The following is a 19,286-nucleotide window of genomic DNA, read 5'->3' as shown; positions in this document are numbered from 1 at the left end:
GCCTCGAGGGTGGTCGGTGCAGTGATTGTTTTCAGGTCGGCAGCAGGACGGTGATGACCTTCTCCTCGGTGTAGGCCAACGCGCCGCCAAACCCGCCCTCACGGCCAATGCCGCTGGCCTTGACGCCACCCCAGGGCAGGTTGGCGTCCAGCGGGCTCCAGCAGTTGATACCCACGGCGCCAGCCTTTACCGCAGCGGCTACGCGGTGTGCTCGCACCAGGTCGGCGGTCCAGACCGTGGCCGCCAGGCCATAGGTGGAATCGTTGGCCAGGGCGACCGCTTCATCTTCGCTGTCGAAGGTGATCACAGTGCCGACGGGCCCGAAGATCTCATCCTGGGCGATCGCCATGTCATTGCGGGCATTGGCGAAGATCGTCGGCTGGACAAACCAGCCCTGTTCAGGGCTCGATACCCCGCCGGCCAGTAGCGAGGCGCCTTGGTCGATGCCCAGCTGGATGTAGCGGTTGACGCGATCGAATTGCGCTTTCTTGGCCACCGGCCCCATCTGTATGTCGGGCTGCCGGGGATCGCCCACCTTGACCGCGCGCGCAGCATCGGCAAGCGCCGCGGCGAAGCGATCGGCGAGGCTGCGGTGCACCAGGATGCGCGAGCCCGCTGCACAGATCTGGCCTTGGTTGACGAACAGGCCGAGCGCGCAGCCGCGCAGCGCGTCCTCGAAAGAGGCGTCGTCGAAGACAATCTGTGGGCTCTTGCCGCCCAGCTCCAGTGCCACGCGCTTGAACAGCACGCCGGCGGTGCGCTGGATCTCGCGTCCGGCCTCGGGGCTGCCGGTGAAGCTGATCTTGGCGACGTGCGGGTGTTCGCACAACGCGCGACCCACCTCGCCGCCGTAGCCGGTGACCACGTTGATCACGCCATCAGGGAAGCCCGCTTCCTGGGCCAGTGCCGCCAGGTGCAGGGCCGACTGCGGGGTTTCTTCCGACGGCTTGATGACCACGGTGCAGCCTGCTGCCAGCAACGCGGCGAGCTTCCACACCGTGATCATCAGCGGTGAGTTCCAGGGCACGATGGCGCCGACCACGCCCACCGGCTCGCGTATCGTGTACGAGAGGGTCTTGGCGCCGAAGTAGCCACCGGAGGGAATGGTGCGCCCCTCGAGCTGGTTGGCCCAGCCGGCGGCGGCGCGCAGGTTGGCGATCGCGTTGGGCAGGTCCATCCGGCGCGGTTCGAGCGGTGAACGACCGATGGCGTTGGCGTCCAGGTCGGCCAGCAATTCGCTGTCGCGTTCGACCAGGTCAGCCAGTTTCGACAACAGGCGAGCGCGCTGGCCGCCGTCAAGCTGGCTCCAGGCGCCACGCTCGAGTTGGGTGAGCGCCGCGCCCACGGCACGGTCCACGTCCTCGGCCGTGCCGCGTGCAGAGCTGCCGTATGCCTGTTCTGTCACGGGGTTGATGAGGGTTATGCGACGACCGTCGGAGGCTTCGAAGGACGCGCCTTGGATGAAGTGATTCAGGTGCTGATTCATTTGGGGGCCTGCGTGATAGGGAAGGGTCGGGCTGCACGCCTCATGCCTTGAGGGAAGCCAAGGCATCGCCAAAGATGTCCAGGGCCTTGAAGAACAGCGAGCGTGAGATCGTCAGCGAGGGCATGACCCGCATCACGTTGCTGTAGCGGCCGCAGGGAATCATCAGCACGCCGTGGTTCAACAGGTAGCCCATGAGCTGGCCGATCTTCTGGGGTTCCAGGGGCGCCTTGGTGACCGGGTCTTCCACCAACTCGATACCGATCATCAGGCCGCGGCCGCGTACTTCACCCACCAACGGGCTGTTGAATCCGCGGATGCGTTCCTGCGCCTCCAGCCCCAGCGCGTGGGCGCGGTTGAGCAGATCGAGTTCCGGGTCCTGCAGGATGCTGATGTTGGTCAGCGCCACTGCCGCGGACAACGAGTTGGCGGCGAAGGTATTGGGCATCGAGCCGTCAGGAATCTTGGCCGCCAGGTCCGAGCGCATGATCAGGCCGGCCATCGGCAAGTCGCTGCCGATACCCTTGCCGAAGGTGAGCATGTCGGGCTTGACGCCGGAGTGCTCGACCGCCCACATCTTGCCGGTACGCCCTGCGCCGGACTGCACTTCATCAACGATCAACAGCGTGCCGCTGCGGTCGCAGGCCTTGCGCAACAGTTGCAGGAACTCTGCCGAGGGCGGCACGTAGCCGCCTTCGCCCTGCACCGGTTCCACGATCACGGCGGCCACATCATCGGCGGCGGTGTAGGGGGTATTCAGCAGGTAGTCCACGTAATCGCCGGCGATCTGCTCGGCGCTTTTGTGGGTGGTGTCGAAGGGAAAACGGTAGGCGTAAGGGTAGGGGGCGTGAATGACGCCGCCCATTTGGGCACCGTAGCCCTTGCGGTAGGCCGTGCCTGTGGTCAGGGAGCCCGAAGCGTTCCACACACCGTGATAACCACCGTGGAAGGCGATGATCTGGTGCCGCCCGGTGATGCGCTTGGCGAACTTGATGGCGGCTTCCAGCGCATCGCTGCCGCTTTGCGTGAAGAACGTGATGCAGTCGCCACGCAAGCCGTCGGGCGCGATCTCGGAGAGCTTGGCTGCCAGTTCGGTGCGCCGGGTGCTGTTGACTTCCAAGGCATGCATCAGCACCTCGGACTGTTCGCGGATGGCCTGCACCACCTTCGGGTGGCAGCGGCCCACGCTGCTGACACCCACGCCTGCGGACAGGTCAATGTAGGTGTTGCCGTCCGGGTCCTTGAAGGTCGCGCCGAACGCACGGTCCATGGCCACGGGCATGCGTCCGCCGCCGCGCGCCATCGACTCGGTGCGCTCCGACAACGCCAGGGCCTCGCGGGTCCTGGGGCCGGGCACGGTGCCGGAGGTGATTCGCGGGGCATCCGCGAAGTGCAGGGATTCAAGTTTGGTTTCACTCATGACGGCCTCTCAGGATGTCGGTTTCAGTGTGCCGATCATCCTCGTGGCGTGTTCCTGGCCGGTAGCCCGAATCGGCACATGGGTGGGCCGCCTCGAACGGGAGGTCCAGTGGATTGACTGTTCGTCAGAGAATTGTGCAGTATTTTATCTATGTGCGAATATCACACAGGAAGACGACCTAAAAACAACAAAATTGGCAGAGGCTTTCGCGCATTATGAGAAATCAGAGCATAAGCCATTTTCGAGACATCCATGTCCATGCCGCCACCGTCCAGGAGTGGAACCAGGACTACAACCAGTTAACCGCCGGTTTGGCCGAGAGTTCGCTCATGCAGTTGACCACGGCGCGATGCCACGTCTTTCGCGAGCAGATCAACCAGCGTGTCGTGCAGCACGGCGTGGCTCCCCGGGGCAAGATGTGCTTCGCAGTGCCGATCACCGTCCCGGGCTCGACGCGGATGCAGGGGCGGGAAGTGGATGACAGCAGCCTGTTCTTTCTCCATGGTGGCGAGGAGTTCATGTTCCATATGCCGATGGGCATGGAGCTGCTGTCCATCACGTTCGAACGTGAATGGTTCGAGCAGGCGTTGGCGCAAACGGCGTCGGCCAAGGAAATCGGCCAGTTGTTGCGTCAACCGGTGATCAGGGTTTCCAGCCAGCGCTTCGCCCATGCTCGCCGCCGATTGCTGGCAGTGTTCTCCCAGGCCCTGGCGCACGAAGAGCTCGACAGCGCGGGCGATCCGGCGTTGGAGCAGGCCATGCTCGTTGAGTTGCTGCAGCTCATGACCGATCCGGCCTGCGACAAGCAGCAGCGCATCGCAAGCTCCACGCGCAGCTTCATTGTAGAGAAATGCCACCGTCTGGCGACCGCAGAGATGATCAACGTGCCCAGCGTGAACGAGCTGTGCCAGCGACTCCAGGTGAGCCGGCGAACCGTGCAGAACAGCTTCCGCTCGGTTGCCGAGACGACGCCGCTGAACTACTTGCGCTCCGTGAGGCTCAACGGTGTGCGCCGAACCTTGATGTCTACCCCCGCGTCGCACCTTTCGATCGGCGATGCCGCTGCCCAATGGGGTTTCTATCACCTCAGTCATTTCGCGGCGGAGTACCAGGAGCTGTTCGCCGAGTTGCCATCCCGTACCACGCGCGCAGCCATCCTCGGTTGCGCCCATGCCTGAACATCAGCCCGCTGCACTCAGTGTCGGGCGGCCGTTGACGCCACAAGGATGTAGAAAAAGATGAATAGTCTTCGCCGCCTGCTCATGGTCTTCGACCTGTTTCGTCCGGAACAACCGGTCATCGATGTGGACATCATTTGCCGGGAGCTCGGCTACACGCCCGCCACGGCCTACCGTTACCTGCGCGAACTCGGCGACGCGGGCTTGTTGAAGCGATTGCCGCGCGGCTACGCACTCGGCCCGCGAATCGTCACGCTGGAGCATCAGATGACCCACTACGATCCGTTGTTGGCATGCAGCCGGGACCTGGTCGACAAACTGGTTGCCGACACTGGCCTGGATGCACTGGTCAGCGAGTGGCATGGCGACTCAGTGGTCAACGTGCTGATTCGTCGCGGCTCGGATGCCGGCCCGGTCGGTGGTGACAGGGGGCGGTCGATCGATCTTTTCCACAGCGCGACCTCTCGGGTCGTATTGGCTTATCTGCTGCCGCGCCAGATCCGGCGCCTCTACGACGCTCACGCGGACCAGTCTCAATTGTTGGAGTGGAAGCCGTTCACCAAGAGTCTGCTCGCCATCCGCAAGCAGGGGTACTGCATCAGCGAAAACGAGCTGCACCCGGGACGCAGTGGCGTCGCGGCGCCGATCTTCGACGAAAAGCGGCGAATCCTCGCAAGCATGACCCTGGTTGGGAACAGTGAGCGGTTCCGTGCGTTCCAGCAGAGCTACCTGTGTGAGCTGGTGACTGGCGCGGCGGCGGGACTGACGGCGCGTATCGCCTTGCAGTAAGTCGTTGCCTTGGCCTGTTATGAAACGAGGTACCGATTTGGGATATCGGGGCGTTCACGGGGAGGCATAGGATCAGGTCCAGCATGCACAAGAGCGACAAGCTATTCGGTGATGGTGAGCGGCTGACTGCACCGACCCTACAGCGATTGCCTCATACAATAAGGTCAAGAAAAAATGACGGTATCTGTTCCGATCAACAGTTCGACTGGGTTGAAGCGCGGTGCCTTGGGTGTCGGCTTCATCATCTTCTTCGTGGTTTCGGCCGCCAGTCCTTTGAGCGTCATCGCCGGTGGTTTTCCCATTGGCATCATGCTGGGTAACGGTGCGGGTACGCCGGCCCTGCTGATATTGACGCTGCTGGTGTTGTTGGCCTTCTCGGTGGGCTATACCACCATGGCTCGTCATGTGACCAATGCCGGTGGTTTCTATGCCTTCTCATCCCGCGGCTTGGGTGGTTTGGCTGGCGGTGCCGCCGGGATGCTGGCGATGTTTGCCTACAACATTCTCCAGATCGGACTCTACGGTATGTTCGGGGGCGTGGTGAGTAGCACGATGGCCAGCATGTTTGGGCTGGAGCTGGCGTGGTGGTCTTACTCGCTGATGGCGATGGCCAGTATCGCGATCCTCGGCTATCGCAAGATCGATCTGTCTGCCCGGGTGCTCTCGATTGTGGTGATTGCCGAATACCTGGCCATCCTGACCCTGGATTTCGCCATTCTCAAAACCGGTGGCGACAGTGGTATCAACCTGGATTCGTTCAGTCGCAGCCATGTGTTCAGCGGTACGCCTTCAATTGGCGTGTTGTTCTGTTTCGCCGCCTTTATCGGCTTCGAGGCCACGACTATTTACGGCGAAGAAGCCAAGGACCCGCAACGGACCATTCCGATTGCCACCTACTGCTCGGTATTGCTGATCGGCAGTTTCTACGCACTGTCGGTCTGGTCAATGATAGTCGGCGTGGGGGCGGATAAAATCGTCGCCACCCTGCAAGCCTTGCAGGACCCGACGACGTTTATTTATGGCATGTCCGACCACTTTGTCGGCCCGTACCTGACCCAGATTATCCGGGTGCTGTTCATGGTCAGTATCTATGCCGGGTTGTTGGCCTTTCATAACGCAGCGGCACGTTACTTCTACGCCATCGGACGTGACGGGCTGTTGCCGAGCCGGTTGGGTACTACCCATCGCGTTCACCAGAGCCCCCATATGGGGTCGGTGTTGCAGAGCCTGATCTCAGCCGTGGTCGTGCTGATTTTCGCAGCAATGGATGCCGATCCGATCCTACAGCTGTTTGCCTGGTTCTCGAACTTGGCCACCCTCTGTGTAATCTTGTTGATGGCGCTGACTTCGGCGGCAGTATGGGCCTACTTCCGGCGTCATCCTGAACTCAAGATCGGTCTCTGGCGCGGCCGGATCCTGCCGGGGATTTCCTGCCTGGCGCTGCTGGTGGTGCTGATCCTGGCGGTGGTTCATTTCGATGTGCTCACCGGGGCCAGCACGGTCCTGTCCTATGGCCTCTGCGCCATCATCCCCGCGGCCCTGCTGGCTGGCGTGTTCCTGGCGGCTCGACTGCGCAAGGCGTCGCCGCAGCGTTACCTGGCATTGGGTAGCCACAAGCTTTGAGATCTCACGCCATGGCGGGGCCGGGTAGGGATTAAACGGCCTTGTTCTCGACCAAACAGTTGCCGCCGTCCACCACGATGACCTCGCCAGTGATGTAGCTCGCGTCTGGAGATGCAAGGAAAGCGACCAATGCAGCCACTTCCTCGGGACGTCCCGCTCGGCCCATCGGCGTGTAGCCTGCGGCCTTGACTTCTTCGGGCGTACTCGAGCCTGTATTGATCCAGCCGGGAGCGACGCTGTTCACAGTGATTCCCTGCTGGGCCACTTCAAGCGTCAGGCCCATGCTCATCCCGACCATTGCAGCCTTCGCGGCGCTGTAAGCCGTTTCGCCGCGATTGCTGCACCGCGTGCCGGTCGTGGAGCTGATATTGATAATGCGCCCGTAGCTGCGCGCCTGCATACCGGGCAGGACAGCTCGGGTAAGAAGAAAGGCTGTTGTCAGGTTTCGAGCCAGCGAAAGGTTCCACGTCTGCAGATCCATGCTCGCCAGCTCCGAAAAAGTCTCCGGACTTCCTTGCATGGCCATGCCCGCGTTGTTCACCAGTATGTCGATATGTCCCCAGAGGGACTCCGCCCAAAGACAAAACTCACGCACCTGGTTTTCATCGGTGAGGTCGATGGCCCGTCCTTCGACTTCGAACCCTTCGGCGCGCAGGTCTTCGACTCGATCAAGGATGCGGGCGCTGCTCGCCGTGACGATCAATTTGGCGCCGGCTGCGCCAAGCCTGCGGGCGATGGCCATGCCTATTCCGATCTCACTTCCAACACCACTGACGAGTGCCACGTGATCTTGCGCGATAGCGTTCAACATGCTGATCTCCGGATACGGTTGAAGAGCGTACCGTAGTTCAGATTCATGTTTTGTGGGCATCTTTCTTTTGCAGTGTCTGAGCGTCTGTAACGGGGCGATCTGTCCAGCGTCACCCGCGTAAATCGGCACGCCTAGGGCTGTCCTTTAGCGCCGGTCGAGACGACGCTTTCGAAACCGGCTGCATGCGGCATCTCATTGGGCACCACCAGCGACCGCTCGCGGCGACATTTGAATTTCACGCCTTTGCGCGGCGCCATGTCCCTGGCCGTTTCCATGCAGATTTCTTTGGTGGCATAGGTAGGCCCAGGCTTGCGTTCTTCCACGCAACCTTCGTTGCCACTGCAAATCGCCATAACCACAAAGTATACGGTCATCATCCTGTGTTGCTCCCATCGAAGCGATGCGATTGATGCGTCCTGCGTTAGCCCTGAAGGGCCCAAACGAGTAGCAATGACAGGCGGATGATGAGCCTTCATTCAAATCCCCAGCAATGGCACATTGATGCCTTTTGTCGGAAAAATGGCACTATTTTAAACTTTTATTATTTCGTCAAAATCGACGCCAATATGTTGGCGTTTTTGCCGGCTGAAGCGGGTAAATCCTATGAGGAGGGTCTCCCGGATCAAACAAGGAAATTCGCCTTGAAGTCCGGGGTTTTTCCGGTAGATACACGCGGTTTGCGCTGTGCAGCGCAGCTTTCAAATAAGCCTCACTGCGGCCACTGCTCAAGCAGAATCGAGACAAATTTCTCTGCGGCGGGGGACAGAGAGGCACCTCGTCGATAGACCAGGCCCAGCGATCGGTTTACCACCGGTTCGATCAGCGGCACGCTGACCAGGGTCGGATGATCCCCGGCAGGCATTGCCAGGCTCGGCATTGCCGACACCCCCAGGCCAGCCTCGACCAACCCCAGCGACGTGGACAGGTGTTGCACTTCGTAGAACCACTGCGGACGCCAGCTCAGACCCGACAAGGCATGGTCGAGCAGCATGCGGTTGCCGCTCAGGCGACCGACACCGATCAGTCGATAATCACTGAGTTCCGACCAGGTGACGGCGCTGCGTTCAGCTAACTCATGGTCGCGTCGGCACGCCAATACGAAGGGTTCGTTGACCAGGGGGACGAATTCGATGTCCGGATGCTGGCCGCTCATCATGTTGATGCCGAAGTCGGCTTCGCCTCGTAGCACCGCCTCCAGGCCTTCATTGGCACTGAGGTCGAGCAGGCGAATACGAATTTTGGGATAGCGCTCGTTATACAAGCGGATCACCGAAGGTAAAAAATAGAAGGCTGCAGTCGGGATGCAGGCCAAAGTCACCCGGCCGATCTGTCGCTCCGCCAACTCGCGAATATTGAGAATCGAGTCGTCGAAATCGTCCAGCAAGCGCCTCGCCTTGGGCAAGAAATCCCGCCCGACGCTGGTCAAGCTGACTTTGCGCGTTGTGCGATCAAGCAAGGCTGTACCCAAACCTTCCTCAAGTTTTTTCATCCGTCGGCTCAGGGCCGGTTGTGACAGATGCAGCGCATCGGCGGCTTCATGAAAGCTGCCTAGTTCGGCGATTTTCACGAAAGATCGTATGTCCTGAAGCTCATATTCCATGTCTTTTCCCACCCGAAAGAGCCCTGCGTGGCTTAAATTATCCTAAAATAATTCATTCGTGAAACGCAATAATCTCTCTGATCTTTGCATTGGAAACACTTTTGAAAGCCTGCCACTCTTGTTCCTAGAACATCAATTATCCAGATTGATCAACAAGAGTTAGTGTTCATGCAACGAATTCCATGTGTGCTAATGCGTGGCGGTACATCCAAAGGACCGGTATTTCTCGCCTGGGATCTACCCACTGCAATTGCCGAACGCGATGAGCTGCTGCTCAACCTGATGGGCTCCGGCCATGAGCTGGAAATCGACGGTATCGGTGGCGGCAGTCCGCAGACCAGCAAAGTGGCGATCGTCAGCCCCTCCCTGCATTCCGAGGCGGATGTCGATTATCTCTTTGTCCAGGTCATGGTGTCCCAGCGTCGGGTCGATACCGCGCCTAACTGCGGCAACATGCTTTGCGCCGTTGGCCCATTCGCCATTGAGCAGGGATTGGTCAAGGCTTGCGGTGACTTGACCCAGGTGCGTATTCGCAACCTCAATACCGGGACCTTCGTCATTTCCGATGTGCAAACCCCTGGAGGCAAGGTCTGCTATGAAGGCGACACCGCCATCGACGGCGTGCCAGGCACCGCCGCTCCGGTGCAATTGACCTTTCTCGATGCGGCAGGCAGCAAGACGGGGAAACTTTTCCCCACCGGGCAACCGCTGGATATGATCGACGGCATTCCGGTGACTTGCATCGACATGGCGATGCCGATGCTGGTCGTCGAGGCGAGTCAGCTCGGCAAGCGCGGCGACGAAAGCCCCGCCGAGCTGGACGCCGATAAAGTCTTCCTGCAGCGCCTGGAGTCCCTGCGGCTGAAAGCCGGCCTGGCCATGGGCCTCGGCGACGTCAGCGGCAAGGTGATCCCCAAGCCGGTACTGGTGTCGCCAGCAAAGTTTGGCGGAACTCTTCACGTGCGCTACTTCATGCCGCATAGCTGCCATCGCGCTCTGGCGATCACGGGCTCCATCGGGCTGGCCACCGCTTGTGTGACCGAAGGCAGCGTAGCCGCTCAATTACTCGGCGGAACCCGCAAGCCACGCTTGCAGCAGGTTCGCATCGAGCACCCAAGCGGCGCAATAGATGTCGTGTTGTCCTACACCGGCGACGAGGGGAAGACCATTCGTGCCTCGGTGGTGCGTACCGCCCGCAGGCTTTTTTCAGGTTTCGTCTACGCCACGACTTCGCATCGCCTCGCCGGATAGCCCAGACAATCATTGGCGTTCGCGTCCAGTCAGGCACACTGAGTGTGTTGCCAGGCAGGTTGGAGGCCGTGCGCCAGGGTGTTGGTGAAGTACTCATAACAACAAGAGATCAAACATATGCTCGCTTTACTTGGCTTGGCCATGGTGGTGGTCTTCACCTTCCTGATAATGACCAAACGTTTGTCGCCCATCGTGGCCCTGACGGTCGTGCCGATTGTCTTTGCGGTCATCGGCGGGTTTGGCGGTACCACCGGCAAGATGATGTTGGACGGCCTGAAAATGGTCGCTCCTTCGGCGGCCCTGTTGCTGTTCGCGATCCTGTTTTTTGGCCTGATGATCGACGCCGGCCTGTTCGATCCGCTGATTCGCAAACTGCTCAAACGGGTCAATGGCGACCCGATGAAAATCGCCGTAGGCACGGCTCTGTTATCGCTGGTGGTGGCACTGGACGGTGACGGCACCACGACCTACATGATCACCTGCGCCGCCATGTTGCCGCTGTACAAACGCATCGGCATGAACCCCATGATTCTGGCCACCGTTGCAATGCTCTCCTTGAGCATCATGAGCGGCATGACCCCTTGGGGTGGCCCGGCGACCCGTGCGATCGCTGCGTTGGGCCTGGATGCCGGTGAGTATTTCGTTCCGTTGCTGCCCACCATGATCGGTGGCGCCATGTGGGTGGTGTTCACTGCCTTTCTGCTGGGCCGTGCCGAGCGCAAGCGTATTGGCAATGTGCAGCTGCAAAGCGGCGGCAGTCATTGCTATATCCAGGCGATCATCGAGGATACCCCGCACAAGCGTCCAAAACTGGCCTACGTCAATCTGCTGCTGGTGATTGCGGTGATGGTCGCGCTGGTGATGGGGCTCATGCACTCGGCGATCCTGTTCCTGATTGGTTTCGTCCTGGCGCTGATGATCAACTATCCGCAACTGGATATTCAAAAGGAACGTATCCTCGCGCACTCGGGCAATGCCATGACAGTGGTTCTGCTGGTATTTGCCGCTGGCATCTTCGCCGGGATTTTCTCCGGGACGAAAATGGTCGATGCGTTGGCGCAAACCCTGGTCGACTGGATTCCGCCATCCTGGGGGCACCTGTTCCCATTGGTGGTTGCGATCACCAGCATGCCGTTGACCTTCGTGCTCTCCAACGATGCGTACTACTTCGGGGTCGTGCCTATCCTGGCCAACGCTGCGGCTGCGTATGGGATCGATCCGGTGGAAATCGCACGGGCTTCCATTCTCGGTCAGCCGGTGCACTTGATGAGCCCGCTGGTGGCTTCGACCCTGTTGTTGGTGGGCATGGTTGATCGCGATCTCGGCGATTTCCAGAAAGCCACCGTCAAGTGGGCGGTGCTCACGTCCCTGGTGATTACCGCGCTGGCCTTGCTGACCGGGGCGTTGACCCTGTTTTCCTGATTCACCCAGACACTTTTGCTGTTCTGCCTGACACGCCTCGCCATCGAGGTGTGCGCTGGCCCGCACGCCAAATAACAACAACGAGAAGTTTGACATGACTACTTTTCTTACCCGTGGGGCTTTGTTTCCAATGCTTGGCTTGTTGCCGTTGGCCACCGCCAGCGCCGAAGGCTTCATCGACGACAGCAAGCTGAAGCTGCAACTACGCAACGTCTACTTCAATGAGAATTTCCGCGACGAGCACGGCATGAGCGCACGCGCGGCGAGAACCGCGAAGAGCGAGCGCACTGAATGGGCCCAAGGCTTTCTGTTGGATTACCAGTCAGGTTTTACGCCAGGCACCGTCGGCTTTGGCGTCGATGCCTTGGGCCTGCTCGGGGTCAAGCTCGACTCCGGGCCTGGCCGCAGCGGCACCGGCCTGTTACCGGTGCACGACGACGGCCGTGCGGCCGACGAGTTTGCCAGCGCCGGCATGACCGCCAAGGCCAGGGTGGCCAAGACCACGCTCAAGTACGGCACCTTGTTGCCCAAGATGCCGGTGCTGATCTACAACGATGCGCGGTTGTTGCCCCAGACTTACCAAGGCACACAGGTCAGCAGCACTGACATCGACAATCTTGCCCTCACCGCAGGTTCCCTGGAACGCTTCAAGCTGCGGGACTCGAGCGACAGCATGCCGATTGTGCCTGACGGCTATGGCGGCGATGAGTCAGGCGATTTCAATTACGCCGGCGCCGATTACAAGTTGGGCAAGAACATCCGCCTGAGCTACTTCTACGGTGAGCTGGAGAATTTTTATCGGCAGAACTTTGCCGGTATCCAGCACGATGTGCCGCTGGGCGCCGGGGTCCTGACCAGCGACCTGCGTTACTTCAACAGTGTCGATTCGGGTTCGGCCTACGGCGGTAAGATTGACAACGACATGCTCAGCGGTCTGCTGTCCTATGCTGTTGTCGGCCACACGTTCAGCGCTGGCTACCAGAAACTCAGCGGTGAGGCCGGTTTGCCTTACATCAGCGGTGCCACAGTCTATTCCTTCAGCAATGCCGGGATCGGCAAGTTCATTGAAGAGGACGAGAAGACCTGGATGCTCGGCTACGGCTACGACTTTGCCCGCCTCGGTGTTCCCGGCCTGACCTTTTCCAGCCGCTACCTTAGCGGTAACGATGGCAAGTCCAATACCGCAGTCAAGGAATGGGAGCGTGACGCAGAGATTGCCTACGTTGTGCAGCAAGGCACCTTCAAAGGGCTGGGTGTGAAGCTGCGCAATTACGTCTATCGCTCGGATTTTTCACGTGGCCGGGACAGCAACCGGATTTACGTTTCCTACGACATTGCCCTTTGGTAGGGGAAGGGCGCATCAGCGAGCCAGCTGGGCCACTAGCATCGCTTTAACCTGCGGCCATTCGGAATCGATGATGCTGAAGCGGACCGAATTGCGCTTGCGTCCATCGGGCATGATGCGTTCGTGGCGCACGATGCCCTCCTGCACGGCACCGAGGCGCAGGATGGCCGCGCGGGATTTTTCGTTGAGTTCGTCGGTGGTGAACTGCACGCGCACGCACTCCAGCACTTCGAACGCATAAGTCAGCAGCAGGTGCTTGGCTTCGGTATTGATCCCGGATTTCTGCGCCGATTCAGCCAGCCAGGTATGGCCGATTTCCAGCTTGCGATTGACCCGGTCGACTTTCCAGAAACGCGTACTACCGACCACCTGGCCGGTGTCACGACGGACGATGGTGAAGGGAATCACCGTACCGGCGTCACGCCCTGCCAGAGCAGTGGCGATGTAGGCGTCGATGGTGTCAGGGCCGGGCACGTTGGTGACCTTGAGGTTCCACAATTGACCGTCGGCGGCGGCTTCCAGCAGCTTGCTCGAGTGTTCTCGTTGCAGGGGCCGGAGTTCGACGAGGGTGCCGCTCAAGGTGATCTCGGTCATGGGAATGCGCCTTCCAGGTGATCGTCAGTGGCCAAGCGTGCAGGCGCTGCGTGGGTGCAGGCAAGCGGTTTTCAAATGATTACGCCTGAACCCTCAGCGCGCTGATGATGAACGCATGAAGGCTATTGACCGCCTTGGACCCGCGAGAGGCCCGGCTGCGCAGAATCGAAACGTCCATGGGCTCAATGTTTCCCAAACCGTGCTCGCTGCTCAAGACCTGGAGCGATGCCTGCACGGTGCACTGGGTGATCGCGGCAATGGCGAGACCACCCTCGACGGCGGCCACCTGGCCCGCAAGGCTGGAGCTGTTGTACACCACCTTGAATTGGCGTCCCTGTTGGCTCAATGAGTTCACCGCATAGCGCCGGGCCAGGCTTTCACTTTCGTAGACGGCGATAGGCAACGGGTCCCGCCGCCACAGTTCGAACTGGGGTGAGCCCACCCATACCATGGGTTCCTTGAAGAGAAATGTACCGCTTTGAGGTGAGTCCCTGGACACCAGCGCCAGATCAAGATCGCCGCTTCGCACACGCGGGATAAGCGTGGTCGACTGTTCACAGGTCAGTTCTATTTCCACGCCTGCGTAGCGCGGCGAAAAACGCTTCAGGACGGGTGTGAGGTACCTGGCCGCGTAATCCTCCGCGACGCCAAGGCGAATTCGTCCGGTAAGCGCTTCACCGTGAAAGGCCGCTTGGGTCTCGGCATGGAGTGCTAGCATGCGCCGGGCGTAGCCCAGCAGCGTCTGGCCGTCGTCGGTCAGTTGAAGGTGCCTCGGGCCACGACTCAACAAGGGCCGTCCAAGCGCGGTCTCCAGTTTCTTCATCTGCATGCTGACAGCAGACTGCGACCTGTTGACCTCGTGGGCGGCGCCGGAGAACGAACCTGCATCCACTACTGCGACGAAGCACTTGAGCCAATCGATCTGCAAATCGCTGGCAGGCATCGTTATGACCTCTATTCGTTAATCGAATGGCTAAGACGTGAATTATGCGCTTTTCATGATAGTTGCTCACCTGCAAGATGCTCGCTTGAATCAACACACAGTGGATTTGATCATGCCATTCGAGACCTGGTTGCTCTACCTGGTTACCTGTTGCGGCATCGCGGTAGTGCCAGGGCCCAATGCGTTGTTGGCGCTTACCCATGGGGCCATTCACGGGAGTCGGAAAACACTGTTCACGATCACGGGCGGTGTGCTCGGCTTTGCCATCGTGCTTTCGTTTTGCGCTTTGGGATTGGGTGCACTGATCCAGGCGTCGGCCACCGGATTCACCGTATTGAAGGTGGTCGGCGGGCTCTATCTGATCTGGCTGGGTTTCGGGCTGTGGCGATCTCCTCCCGTCAGTCTTGATCCGACCGGGGCTACCCACTTGCGACACTGGTCGCTGTTCCGCCAAGGGCTGGTATCGGCCATTTCAAACCCCAAGGCACTGCTGCTGTTCACCGCGTTCATTCCACCCTTCCTGGACCCGCAGCGAAGCATCATCGCGCAGACGATCGCCATCGCGCTGACCTACGCAGTCGTGGAGTTCATCGTTGAGTATGCGGTCGCCAGCGCGGCGCACCGGGTCAGACCTTGGTTGGCTCGAACGGGCCGTCGTTTCAATAAAGTCTGTGGTGGGTTTTTTGTACTGTTTGGGTTGGCCTTGCCCATCCATACCTGAAGGCACGACTGCCTAGGAGATACCTCGCACCAGCGGCATGATGGCTCCAATGAACACCACGCCCTCCATGAAAAGCGAATGTCCACTTGGCGTCACGTTGCGCAGTAGATAGCGGGCAACGAATGCCCCGGGCACCGTTGCCAAGCCAATCAAAAGCCAAAGCGTAGCCGTCCAGACATCACACCTTCTGATTCCGTTTCGAGAGTACAGATCGCATGTTCCTCGTCCAATCTGAAGGTAGACCATTCTTTAGACTATGATTTTTCGCGGAGCTGTTTAGGCATTTGTGTCGCACGCGAAAATCGCAAGGAGTCTTCATTCATGATCTTTAACTGGCACAGTGACCCGCTAACAAGAAATACCAACGTCTGTGAGCATTATAAAAATACGCAAAATGTACGCAGGTTCATGGTGGAACACTGTGGCGCGGGCTTTAAATTTGACAGGGAGTTTATGGCTTGGATACGTAATGGAGAAGCTAAAACCATGGGCGATGTCGTCGATGAGTGGATACGACGACATCGTGATTCCAATTGAGCGGTTACGCTCGCTACCTGATTCAATGACGGCTTCCGGTCAAAGTCAGGCATTCGAAGGGAAGAACCTGATGGGGCGCTCACAGGTGACTTCTCCAGACGTTCACGCAAGCGCTTCGCGTGGCTCCCCCTCACGTTCCGTCCCAAAGGCTTGCTGCGGTAAGCGTGGTGTTAAACCCTCACTTAGTTATCCAAGAAATCCGTGAGTATGTCTGTGGATAACCACGCTGCCGCCAAGTGGACAGGGCCTTTTACCCGACGATCAAAAAATAGCCACATCGCCGCAAATGATCCCTTTCAGCATGGGCTTGAGCAGATTGAGTGTGCCTCTGAATCGACAGAGCGTTTCGGCACAATAGTTGAGCGTTTCGGCACAGTAATCACCTGGTGCGCTCTCTAGACTCGTGCTTCTCACCAAGACTCAGATGAGGTCACGATGAACATCAGAATAATCCTATCCGCATTGTCCATGGGGGTCGTCCTCACCGGTCATGCTGCCGAATTTTCGCTGACTAGCCAGGACATTGCGCAAAACCGTCCGCTGACCAATCGCGAGGTGTTCAATGGGTTCGGTTGTGAAGGCGGCAACACTTCGCCCGAGCTTTCCTGGAGCAACGCCCCGGTGGGTACCAAGAGTTTTGCAATCACGGTCTACGACCCTGATGCACCGACCGGCAGTGGTTGGTGGCATTGGACGTTGGTCAACCTGCCAACATCAACCAACAGCTTGCCCAGGGGCGCGGGTTCGAACCTGCCTGCTGGCGCGGTACAAGGCCGGACCGATTATGGCCAGCCGGGATTTGGCGGGGCTTGCCCTCCGGTTGGGGATAAGCCCCATCGTTATCAATTCACCGTATGGGCGTTGAAAGTCGATAAGCTACCCCTCGACGATCAGGCCAGTGGCGCCTTGGTAGGCTATATGCTCAATGCCAACGTCCTGGCCAAAGCGACCATCACTTCAATTTACGGACGTTAAAACGATGCGCCCATGTGTCGGCATACAGCACCGGGAAAATACCATCGATGCGTGTGTCATACGGGCGCGGCAGCCTCATACCTTGCAGCGAGTATCGATATTCGCCACCACCCTGTGTCGAGTACGCCAAGGGGAAAAGCTGCTGCAATGGGATGACCGGCAGATGCGCGTCGGGCCGCAACATCTGATCCTGATGCCGGCCGGACGCGAGCTGGGTATTTCAAACTTCCCGGGTCACCAAGGTCACTACATCGCCGATGCCGTGACCTTTCCCAGTTCGGTACTGCGTGACTTCAGCGCCCGGTATGGCCAGCAGGTCATGGATCGCCACCCTGCGTCGACGGCCGATCTGTGTGTCCCGCTGGACCGGCACATCACACAGGCGTGGGACCAGTTACTGGCGGCCATCAATGCGCAGGCTCCACACGCATTGCGCACACACTATGGGGAAGCGGTTCTACTGAGCCTGGGCCTTGGTGGCTTGGCCGGACCGCTGCTGATGGATCGCAACGATCCACTGTGCGAGCGCGTTCAGCGACTGGTCATGGGCAGCCCGGAGAAAGACTGGACGGTTGCCAGCGTCGCACAGCAGCTGAACCTTGGTGAGTCGACGTTGCGCCGGCAACTGGCCAATGAAGGGGACAGCTTCAGGAATATCCTGGAAAGCGTCCGACTTGCAATGGCGTTGCAATGGTTGCAAACCACTTCTCGCCCCATCGGTGAAATTGCCGGTGCCAGCGGGTATGCGTCGGCCTCGCGTTTTGCCGTGCGCTTTCGCTCGCACTACGGCCTGTCGCCACGGGATTTGCGGGCGGCGATCTAGGGGGCGAGCGATCCGCTTACCTTTTGCTCGATTGCTCTCTGATCTGAGTCAGGCTGAGTCGAGGTGTCAATGCTTCAGGGTCGACTCTGATTTCAATCAAGGAGGGCCGGGAGACTGCAAGGCAGCGTTCAAACGCTGGCGCAAATTCCGACGTGGCGGTTACCACCTCGCCATGCAGTCCATAAGCTTGGGCAAGGGCGGCGAAATCCGGGTTGTGCAATTGCGTGCCGGAGACGCGTCCAGGGTAATTGCGTTCCTGGTGCATTCTGATGGTGCCGTACATGCCATTGTTGATTACCACGAAAATCACATGGGCCCCGTATTGCGCTGCGGTCGCGATCTCCTGGCCATTCATCAAGAAGCAGCCATCCCCGGAAAACGACACCACCACGCGCTCCGGACAAGTCAGTTTGGCGGCCACGGCAGCAGGAACGCCGTAGCCCATGGAGCCATTGGTAGGGCCTAGCTGGGTGCGGTAATGGCGGAACTGATAGAAGCGTTGAAGCCAGACGGCATAGTTTCCAGCGCCATTGGTCAGGATCGCGTCATCGGGCAGCCTGCGATTCAACCACTCAATGATGTCGGCCATTTGGACAGGGCCTGGCGATGACGTAGGCGCCAGGTTCCGCTGATAGTTTTGGTTCAGTGTGCGCGTCCATTCACTGTGTCTTTGCGAGGTTGCCGCCGGGAGTCTCGCTGCCAGTTTTGCGAAGGTCGACATGCTGCTATTGATCGCCAACGCTGGTTGGTAGACCCGTCCCAGCTCCTCGATCCCCTGGTGGATGTGCACCAAGGTTTGCTGGGGGACGGGAATATCCAAAGCCGCGTAGCCGCCGCTCGAAACCTCTCCCATTCGCGAGCCTACGACCAGGAGCAGGTCGGCCTCTTTCACGGCCGATGACAGCTGTGCCGACGCCGCAAATCCAAGATCGCCAGCATAGTGGGGGCGTCGATTGTCGAACAGGTCCTGACAGCGGAAGGAGGCGGCCACCGGGATATTCTGCTGTTCAGCAAAAAGCCGGATGTCCTGCACAGACTCGGTATCCCAGCCGCTACCACCCAGCACCATCAATGGACGCTCCGAGCGCTCGAGCAGTTGCTGCATGGCCGCCATTTGTTCGGCTGCCGGGGTCATCAGGACACGTTTGAAAGCCCCGGCATCATTGACTTGCGCCATGTCGGTCAGCATATCTTCCGGCAGTGCGACCACCACAGGCCCTGGCCGGCCATTGACTGCTCGATGGAACGCCTGGCTGATCAATTCGGGAATTCTGAGGGGGTCGTCGATTTGCACGACCCATTTCGCCAAGGGGCCAAACATCTGGCGAAAATCTACTTCCTGGAAGGCTTCGCGATACTGTTGATCGCGAGCGACCTGGCCGATGAAGAGGATCATCGGTGTAGAGTCCTGGAACGCGGTGTGAACGCCAACAGAGGAGTTTGTTGCCCCTGGCCCCCGGGTCACGAAACAGATGCCTGGCTCTCCAGTCAGCTTGCCGTAGGCCTCTGCCATGTAGGCCGCTCCACCTTCCTGGCGGCACACGATCAGATCGATTTCTTCCTGCACGTCATGCAAGGCATCGAGCACCGCGAGGTAGCTTTCTCCCGGAACACAGAAAGCCCTTTTGACGCCATGGATGCGCAAGGCATCCACCAATATCTGACCTCCGCTGCGACGAGAAATGGTTTTATTCATTGTTTTCTCCTTAATCGACTGGTTCGGTGTAAATAGGGGGGAGGGCTCGCTTTCCGGCAGGTATTGACTCGATCA

At 59.4% G+C, this 19,286-nt stretch carries 17 protein-coding genes and 1 tRNA gene; 10 read left to right on the top strand and 8 right to left on the bottom strand.

All coding sequences use genetic code 11. The features are described from left to right. Positions 1 to 31 precede the first annotated feature (31 nt). A complete protein-coding gene (locus tag LOY70_RS17390) occupies positions 32 to 1,486 on the bottom strand; it encodes an aldehyde dehydrogenase family protein (protein WP_265028625.1) in 1,455 nt (484 codons plus the stop codon). Positions 1,487 to 1,526: 40 nt separating this feature from the next. Then, entirely contained in the window at positions 1,527 to 2,903 is a 1,377-nt protein-coding gene (locus LOY70_RS17385; protein ID WP_265028624.1) for an aspartate aminotransferase family protein, read from the bottom strand. A gap of 215 nt (positions 2,904 to 3,118) precedes the next feature. On the opposite strand from LOY70_RS17385, the gene LOY70_RS17380 reads away from it, so the two are divergent. From LOY70_RS17380 to LOY70_RS17370, 3 genes are all read left to right on the top strand, one after another. After that, positions 3,119 to 4,081 carry a helix-turn-helix domain-containing protein gene (locus LOY70_RS17380; protein ID WP_265028623.1) on the top strand — a complete coding sequence of 321 codons (963 nt, stop codon included), beginning with the start codon at positions 3,119 to 3,121 and terminating at the stop codon, positions 4,079 to 4,081. Positions 4,082 to 4,141: 60 nt separating this feature from the next. Then, complete coding sequence (locus LOY70_RS17375) at positions 4,142 to 4,870, top strand: IclR family transcriptional regulator (RefSeq protein ID WP_265028622.1); 729 nt, start codon at positions 4,142 to 4,144, stop codon at positions 4,868 to 4,870. Between the two features lie 174 nt (positions 4,871 to 5,044). Continuing rightward, positions 5,045 to 6,493, top strand: a complete 1,449-nt coding sequence (locus tag LOY70_RS17370; RefSeq protein ID WP_265028621.1) for an APC family permease — start codon at positions 5,045 to 5,047, stop codon at positions 6,491 to 6,493. Positions 6,494 to 6,524: 31 nt separating this feature from the next. On the opposite strand, the gene LOY70_RS17365 is transcribed toward LOY70_RS17370, so the two are convergent. From LOY70_RS17365 to LOY70_RS17355, 3 genes are all read right to left on the bottom strand, one after another. Beyond that, positions 6,525 to 7,304, bottom strand: a complete 780-nt coding sequence (locus tag LOY70_RS17365) for an SDR family NAD(P)-dependent oxidoreductase (protein ID WP_265028620.1) — start codon at positions 7,302 to 7,304, stop codon at positions 6,525 to 6,527. Positions 7,305 to 7,435: 131 nt separating this feature from the next. Further along, complete coding sequence (locus tag LOY70_RS17360; RefSeq protein ID WP_265028619.1) at positions 7,436 to 7,681, bottom strand: hypothetical protein; 246 nt, start codon at positions 7,679 to 7,681, stop codon at positions 7,436 to 7,438. 332 nt (positions 7,682 to 8,013) lie between these two features. After that, the gene (locus tag LOY70_RS17355; protein ID WP_003200706.1) at positions 8,014 to 8,904 is read right to left on the bottom strand and encodes a LysR family transcriptional regulator; all 891 of its coding nucleotides are present in this window, start codon (positions 8,902 to 8,904) and stop codon (positions 8,014 to 8,016) included. A 168-nt stretch (positions 8,905 to 9,072) separates the two neighbouring features. On the opposite strand from LOY70_RS17355, the gene LOY70_RS17350 reads away from it, so the two are divergent. The 3 genes from LOY70_RS17350 to LOY70_RS17340 all read left to right on the top strand — a co-directional run bounded on the left by LOY70_RS17350 (position 9,073) and on the right by LOY70_RS17340 (position 12,925). Next, complete coding sequence (locus LOY70_RS17350) at positions 9,073 to 10,155, top strand: 4-oxalomesaconate tautomerase (protein WP_265028618.1); 1,083 nt, start codon at positions 9,073 to 9,075, stop codon at positions 10,153 to 10,155. Between the two features lie 117 nt (positions 10,156 to 10,272). Next, complete coding sequence (locus LOY70_RS17345) at positions 10,273 to 11,577, top strand: CitMHS family transporter (protein ID WP_265028617.1); 1,305 nt, start codon at positions 10,273 to 10,275, stop codon at positions 11,575 to 11,577. A 94-nt stretch (positions 11,578 to 11,671) separates the two neighbouring features. Continuing rightward, entirely contained in the window at positions 11,672 to 12,925 is a 1,254-nt protein-coding gene (locus tag LOY70_RS17340; RefSeq protein ID WP_265028616.1) for an OprD family porin, read from the top strand. A gap of 12 nt (positions 12,926 to 12,937) precedes the next feature. On the opposite strand, the gene LOY70_RS17335 is transcribed toward LOY70_RS17340, so the two are convergent. Beyond that, positions 12,938 to 13,516 (bottom strand): GNAT family N-acetyltransferase, encoded by a 579-nt coding sequence (locus LOY70_RS17335; protein ID WP_123347083.1) that lies wholly within the window; start codon positions 13,514 to 13,516, stop codon positions 12,938 to 12,940. Between the two features lie 79 nt (positions 13,517 to 13,595). Then, a complete protein-coding gene (locus tag LOY70_RS17330; protein WP_265028615.1) occupies positions 13,596 to 14,459 on the bottom strand; it encodes a LysR family transcriptional regulator in 864 nt (287 codons plus the stop codon). Positions 14,460 to 14,571: 112 nt separating this feature from the next. On the opposite strand from LOY70_RS17330, the gene LOY70_RS17325 reads away from it, so the two are divergent. The 4 genes from LOY70_RS17325 to LOY70_RS17310 all read left to right on the top strand — a co-directional run bounded on the left by LOY70_RS17325 (position 14,572) and on the right by LOY70_RS17310 (position 17,515). Further along, positions 14,572 to 15,180 carry a LysE family translocator gene (locus LOY70_RS17325; RefSeq protein ID WP_265028614.1) on the top strand — a complete coding sequence of 203 codons (609 nt, stop codon included), beginning with the start codon at positions 14,572 to 14,574 and terminating at the stop codon, positions 15,178 to 15,180. A gap of 321 nt (positions 15,181 to 15,501) precedes the next feature. After that, the gene (locus LOY70_RS17320; RefSeq protein ID WP_265028613.1) at positions 15,502 to 15,717 is read left to right on the top strand and encodes a DUF6434 domain-containing protein; all 216 of its coding nucleotides are present in this window, start codon (positions 15,502 to 15,504) and stop codon (positions 15,715 to 15,717) included. Positions 15,718 to 16,387: 670 nt separating this feature from the next. Beyond that, positions 16,388 to 16,479, top strand: a tRNA-OTHER gene (locus LOY70_RS17315). 217 nt (positions 16,480 to 16,696) lie between these two features. Continuing rightward, complete coding sequence (locus LOY70_RS17310; RefSeq protein WP_265028612.1) at positions 16,697 to 17,515, top strand: helix-turn-helix transcriptional regulator; 819 nt, start codon at positions 16,697 to 16,699, stop codon at positions 17,513 to 17,515. A gap of 16 nt (positions 17,516 to 17,531) precedes the next feature. On the opposite strand, the gene LOY70_RS17305 is transcribed toward LOY70_RS17310, so the two are convergent. Further along, complete coding sequence (locus tag LOY70_RS17305; RefSeq protein ID WP_265028611.1) at positions 17,532 to 19,211, bottom strand: thiamine pyrophosphate-binding protein; 1,680 nt, start codon at positions 19,209 to 19,211, stop codon at positions 17,532 to 17,534. Positions 19,212 to 19,286 lie beyond the last annotated feature (75 nt).

This window comes from Pseudomonas sp. B21-054, from assembly GCF_026016345.1.
Taxonomy (GTDB): domain Bacteria; phylum Pseudomonadota; class Gammaproteobacteria; order Pseudomonadales; family Pseudomonadaceae; genus Aquipseudomonas.
The sequence above is the reverse complement of the archived record's forward strand: the minus strand, read 5'-3'. Positions and strand labels throughout refer to the sequence as shown.

Bases quoted from the DNA above. Each gene is read 5' to 3' on its own strand.
- LOY70_RS17345 (WP_265028617.1), top strand. From the start codon at position 10,273: ATGCTCGCTTTACTTGGCTTGGCCATGGTGGTGGTCTTCACCTTCCTG.
- LOY70_RS17360 (WP_265028619.1), bottom strand. From the start codon at position 7,681: ATGATGACCGTATACTTTGTGGTTATGGCGATTTGCAGTGGCAACGAA.
- LOY70_RS17320 (WP_265028613.1), top strand. From the start codon at position 15,502: ATGATCTTTAACTGGCACAGTGACCCGCTAACAAGAAATACCAACGTC.
- LOY70_RS17365 (WP_265028620.1), bottom strand. From the start codon at position 7,304: ATGTTGAACGCTATCGCGCAAGATCACGTGGCACTCGTCAGTGGTGTT.
- LOY70_RS17385 (WP_265028624.1), bottom strand. From the start codon at position 2,903: ATGAGTGAAACCAAACTTGAATCCCTGCACTTCGCGGATGCCCCGCGA.
- LOY70_RS17325 (WP_265028614.1), top strand. From the start codon at position 14,572: ATGCCATTCGAGACCTGGTTGCTCTACCTGGTTACCTGTTGCGGCATC.
- LOY70_RS17350 (WP_265028618.1), top strand. From the start codon at position 9,073: ATGCAACGAATTCCATGTGTGCTAATGCGTGGCGGTACATCCAAAGGA.
- LOY70_RS17335 (WP_123347083.1), bottom strand. From the start codon at position 13,516: ATGACCGAGATCACCTTGAGCGGCACCCTCGTCGAACTCCGGCCCCTG.
- LOY70_RS17370 (WP_265028621.1), top strand. From the start codon at position 5,045: ATGACGGTATCTGTTCCGATCAACAGTTCGACTGGGTTGAAGCGCGGT.
- LOY70_RS17340 (WP_265028616.1), top strand. From the start codon at position 11,672: ATGACTACTTTTCTTACCCGTGGGGCTTTGTTTCCAATGCTTGGCTTG.
- LOY70_RS17390 (WP_265028625.1), bottom strand. From the start codon at position 1,486: ATGAATCAGCACCTGAATCACTTCATCCAAGGCGCGTCCTTCGAAGCC.
- LOY70_RS17375 (WP_265028622.1), top strand. From the start codon at position 4,142: ATGAATAGTCTTCGCCGCCTGCTCATGGTCTTCGACCTGTTTCGTCCG.
- LOY70_RS17310 (WP_265028612.1), top strand. From the start codon at position 16,697: ATGCGCCCATGTGTCGGCATACAGCACCGGGAAAATACCATCGATGCG.
- LOY70_RS17305 (WP_265028611.1), bottom strand. From the start codon at position 19,211: ATGAATAAAACCATTTCTCGTCGCAGCGGAGGTCAGATATTGGTGGAT.
- LOY70_RS17330 (WP_265028615.1), bottom strand. From the start codon at position 14,459: ATGCCTGCCAGCGATTTGCAGATCGATTGGCTCAAGTGCTTCGTCGCA.
- LOY70_RS17355 (WP_003200706.1), bottom strand. From the start codon at position 8,904: ATGGAATATGAGCTTCAGGACATACGATCTTTCGTGAAAATCGCCGAA.
- LOY70_RS17380 (WP_265028623.1), top strand. From the start codon at position 3,119: ATGAGAAATCAGAGCATAAGCCATTTTCGAGACATCCATGTCCATGCC.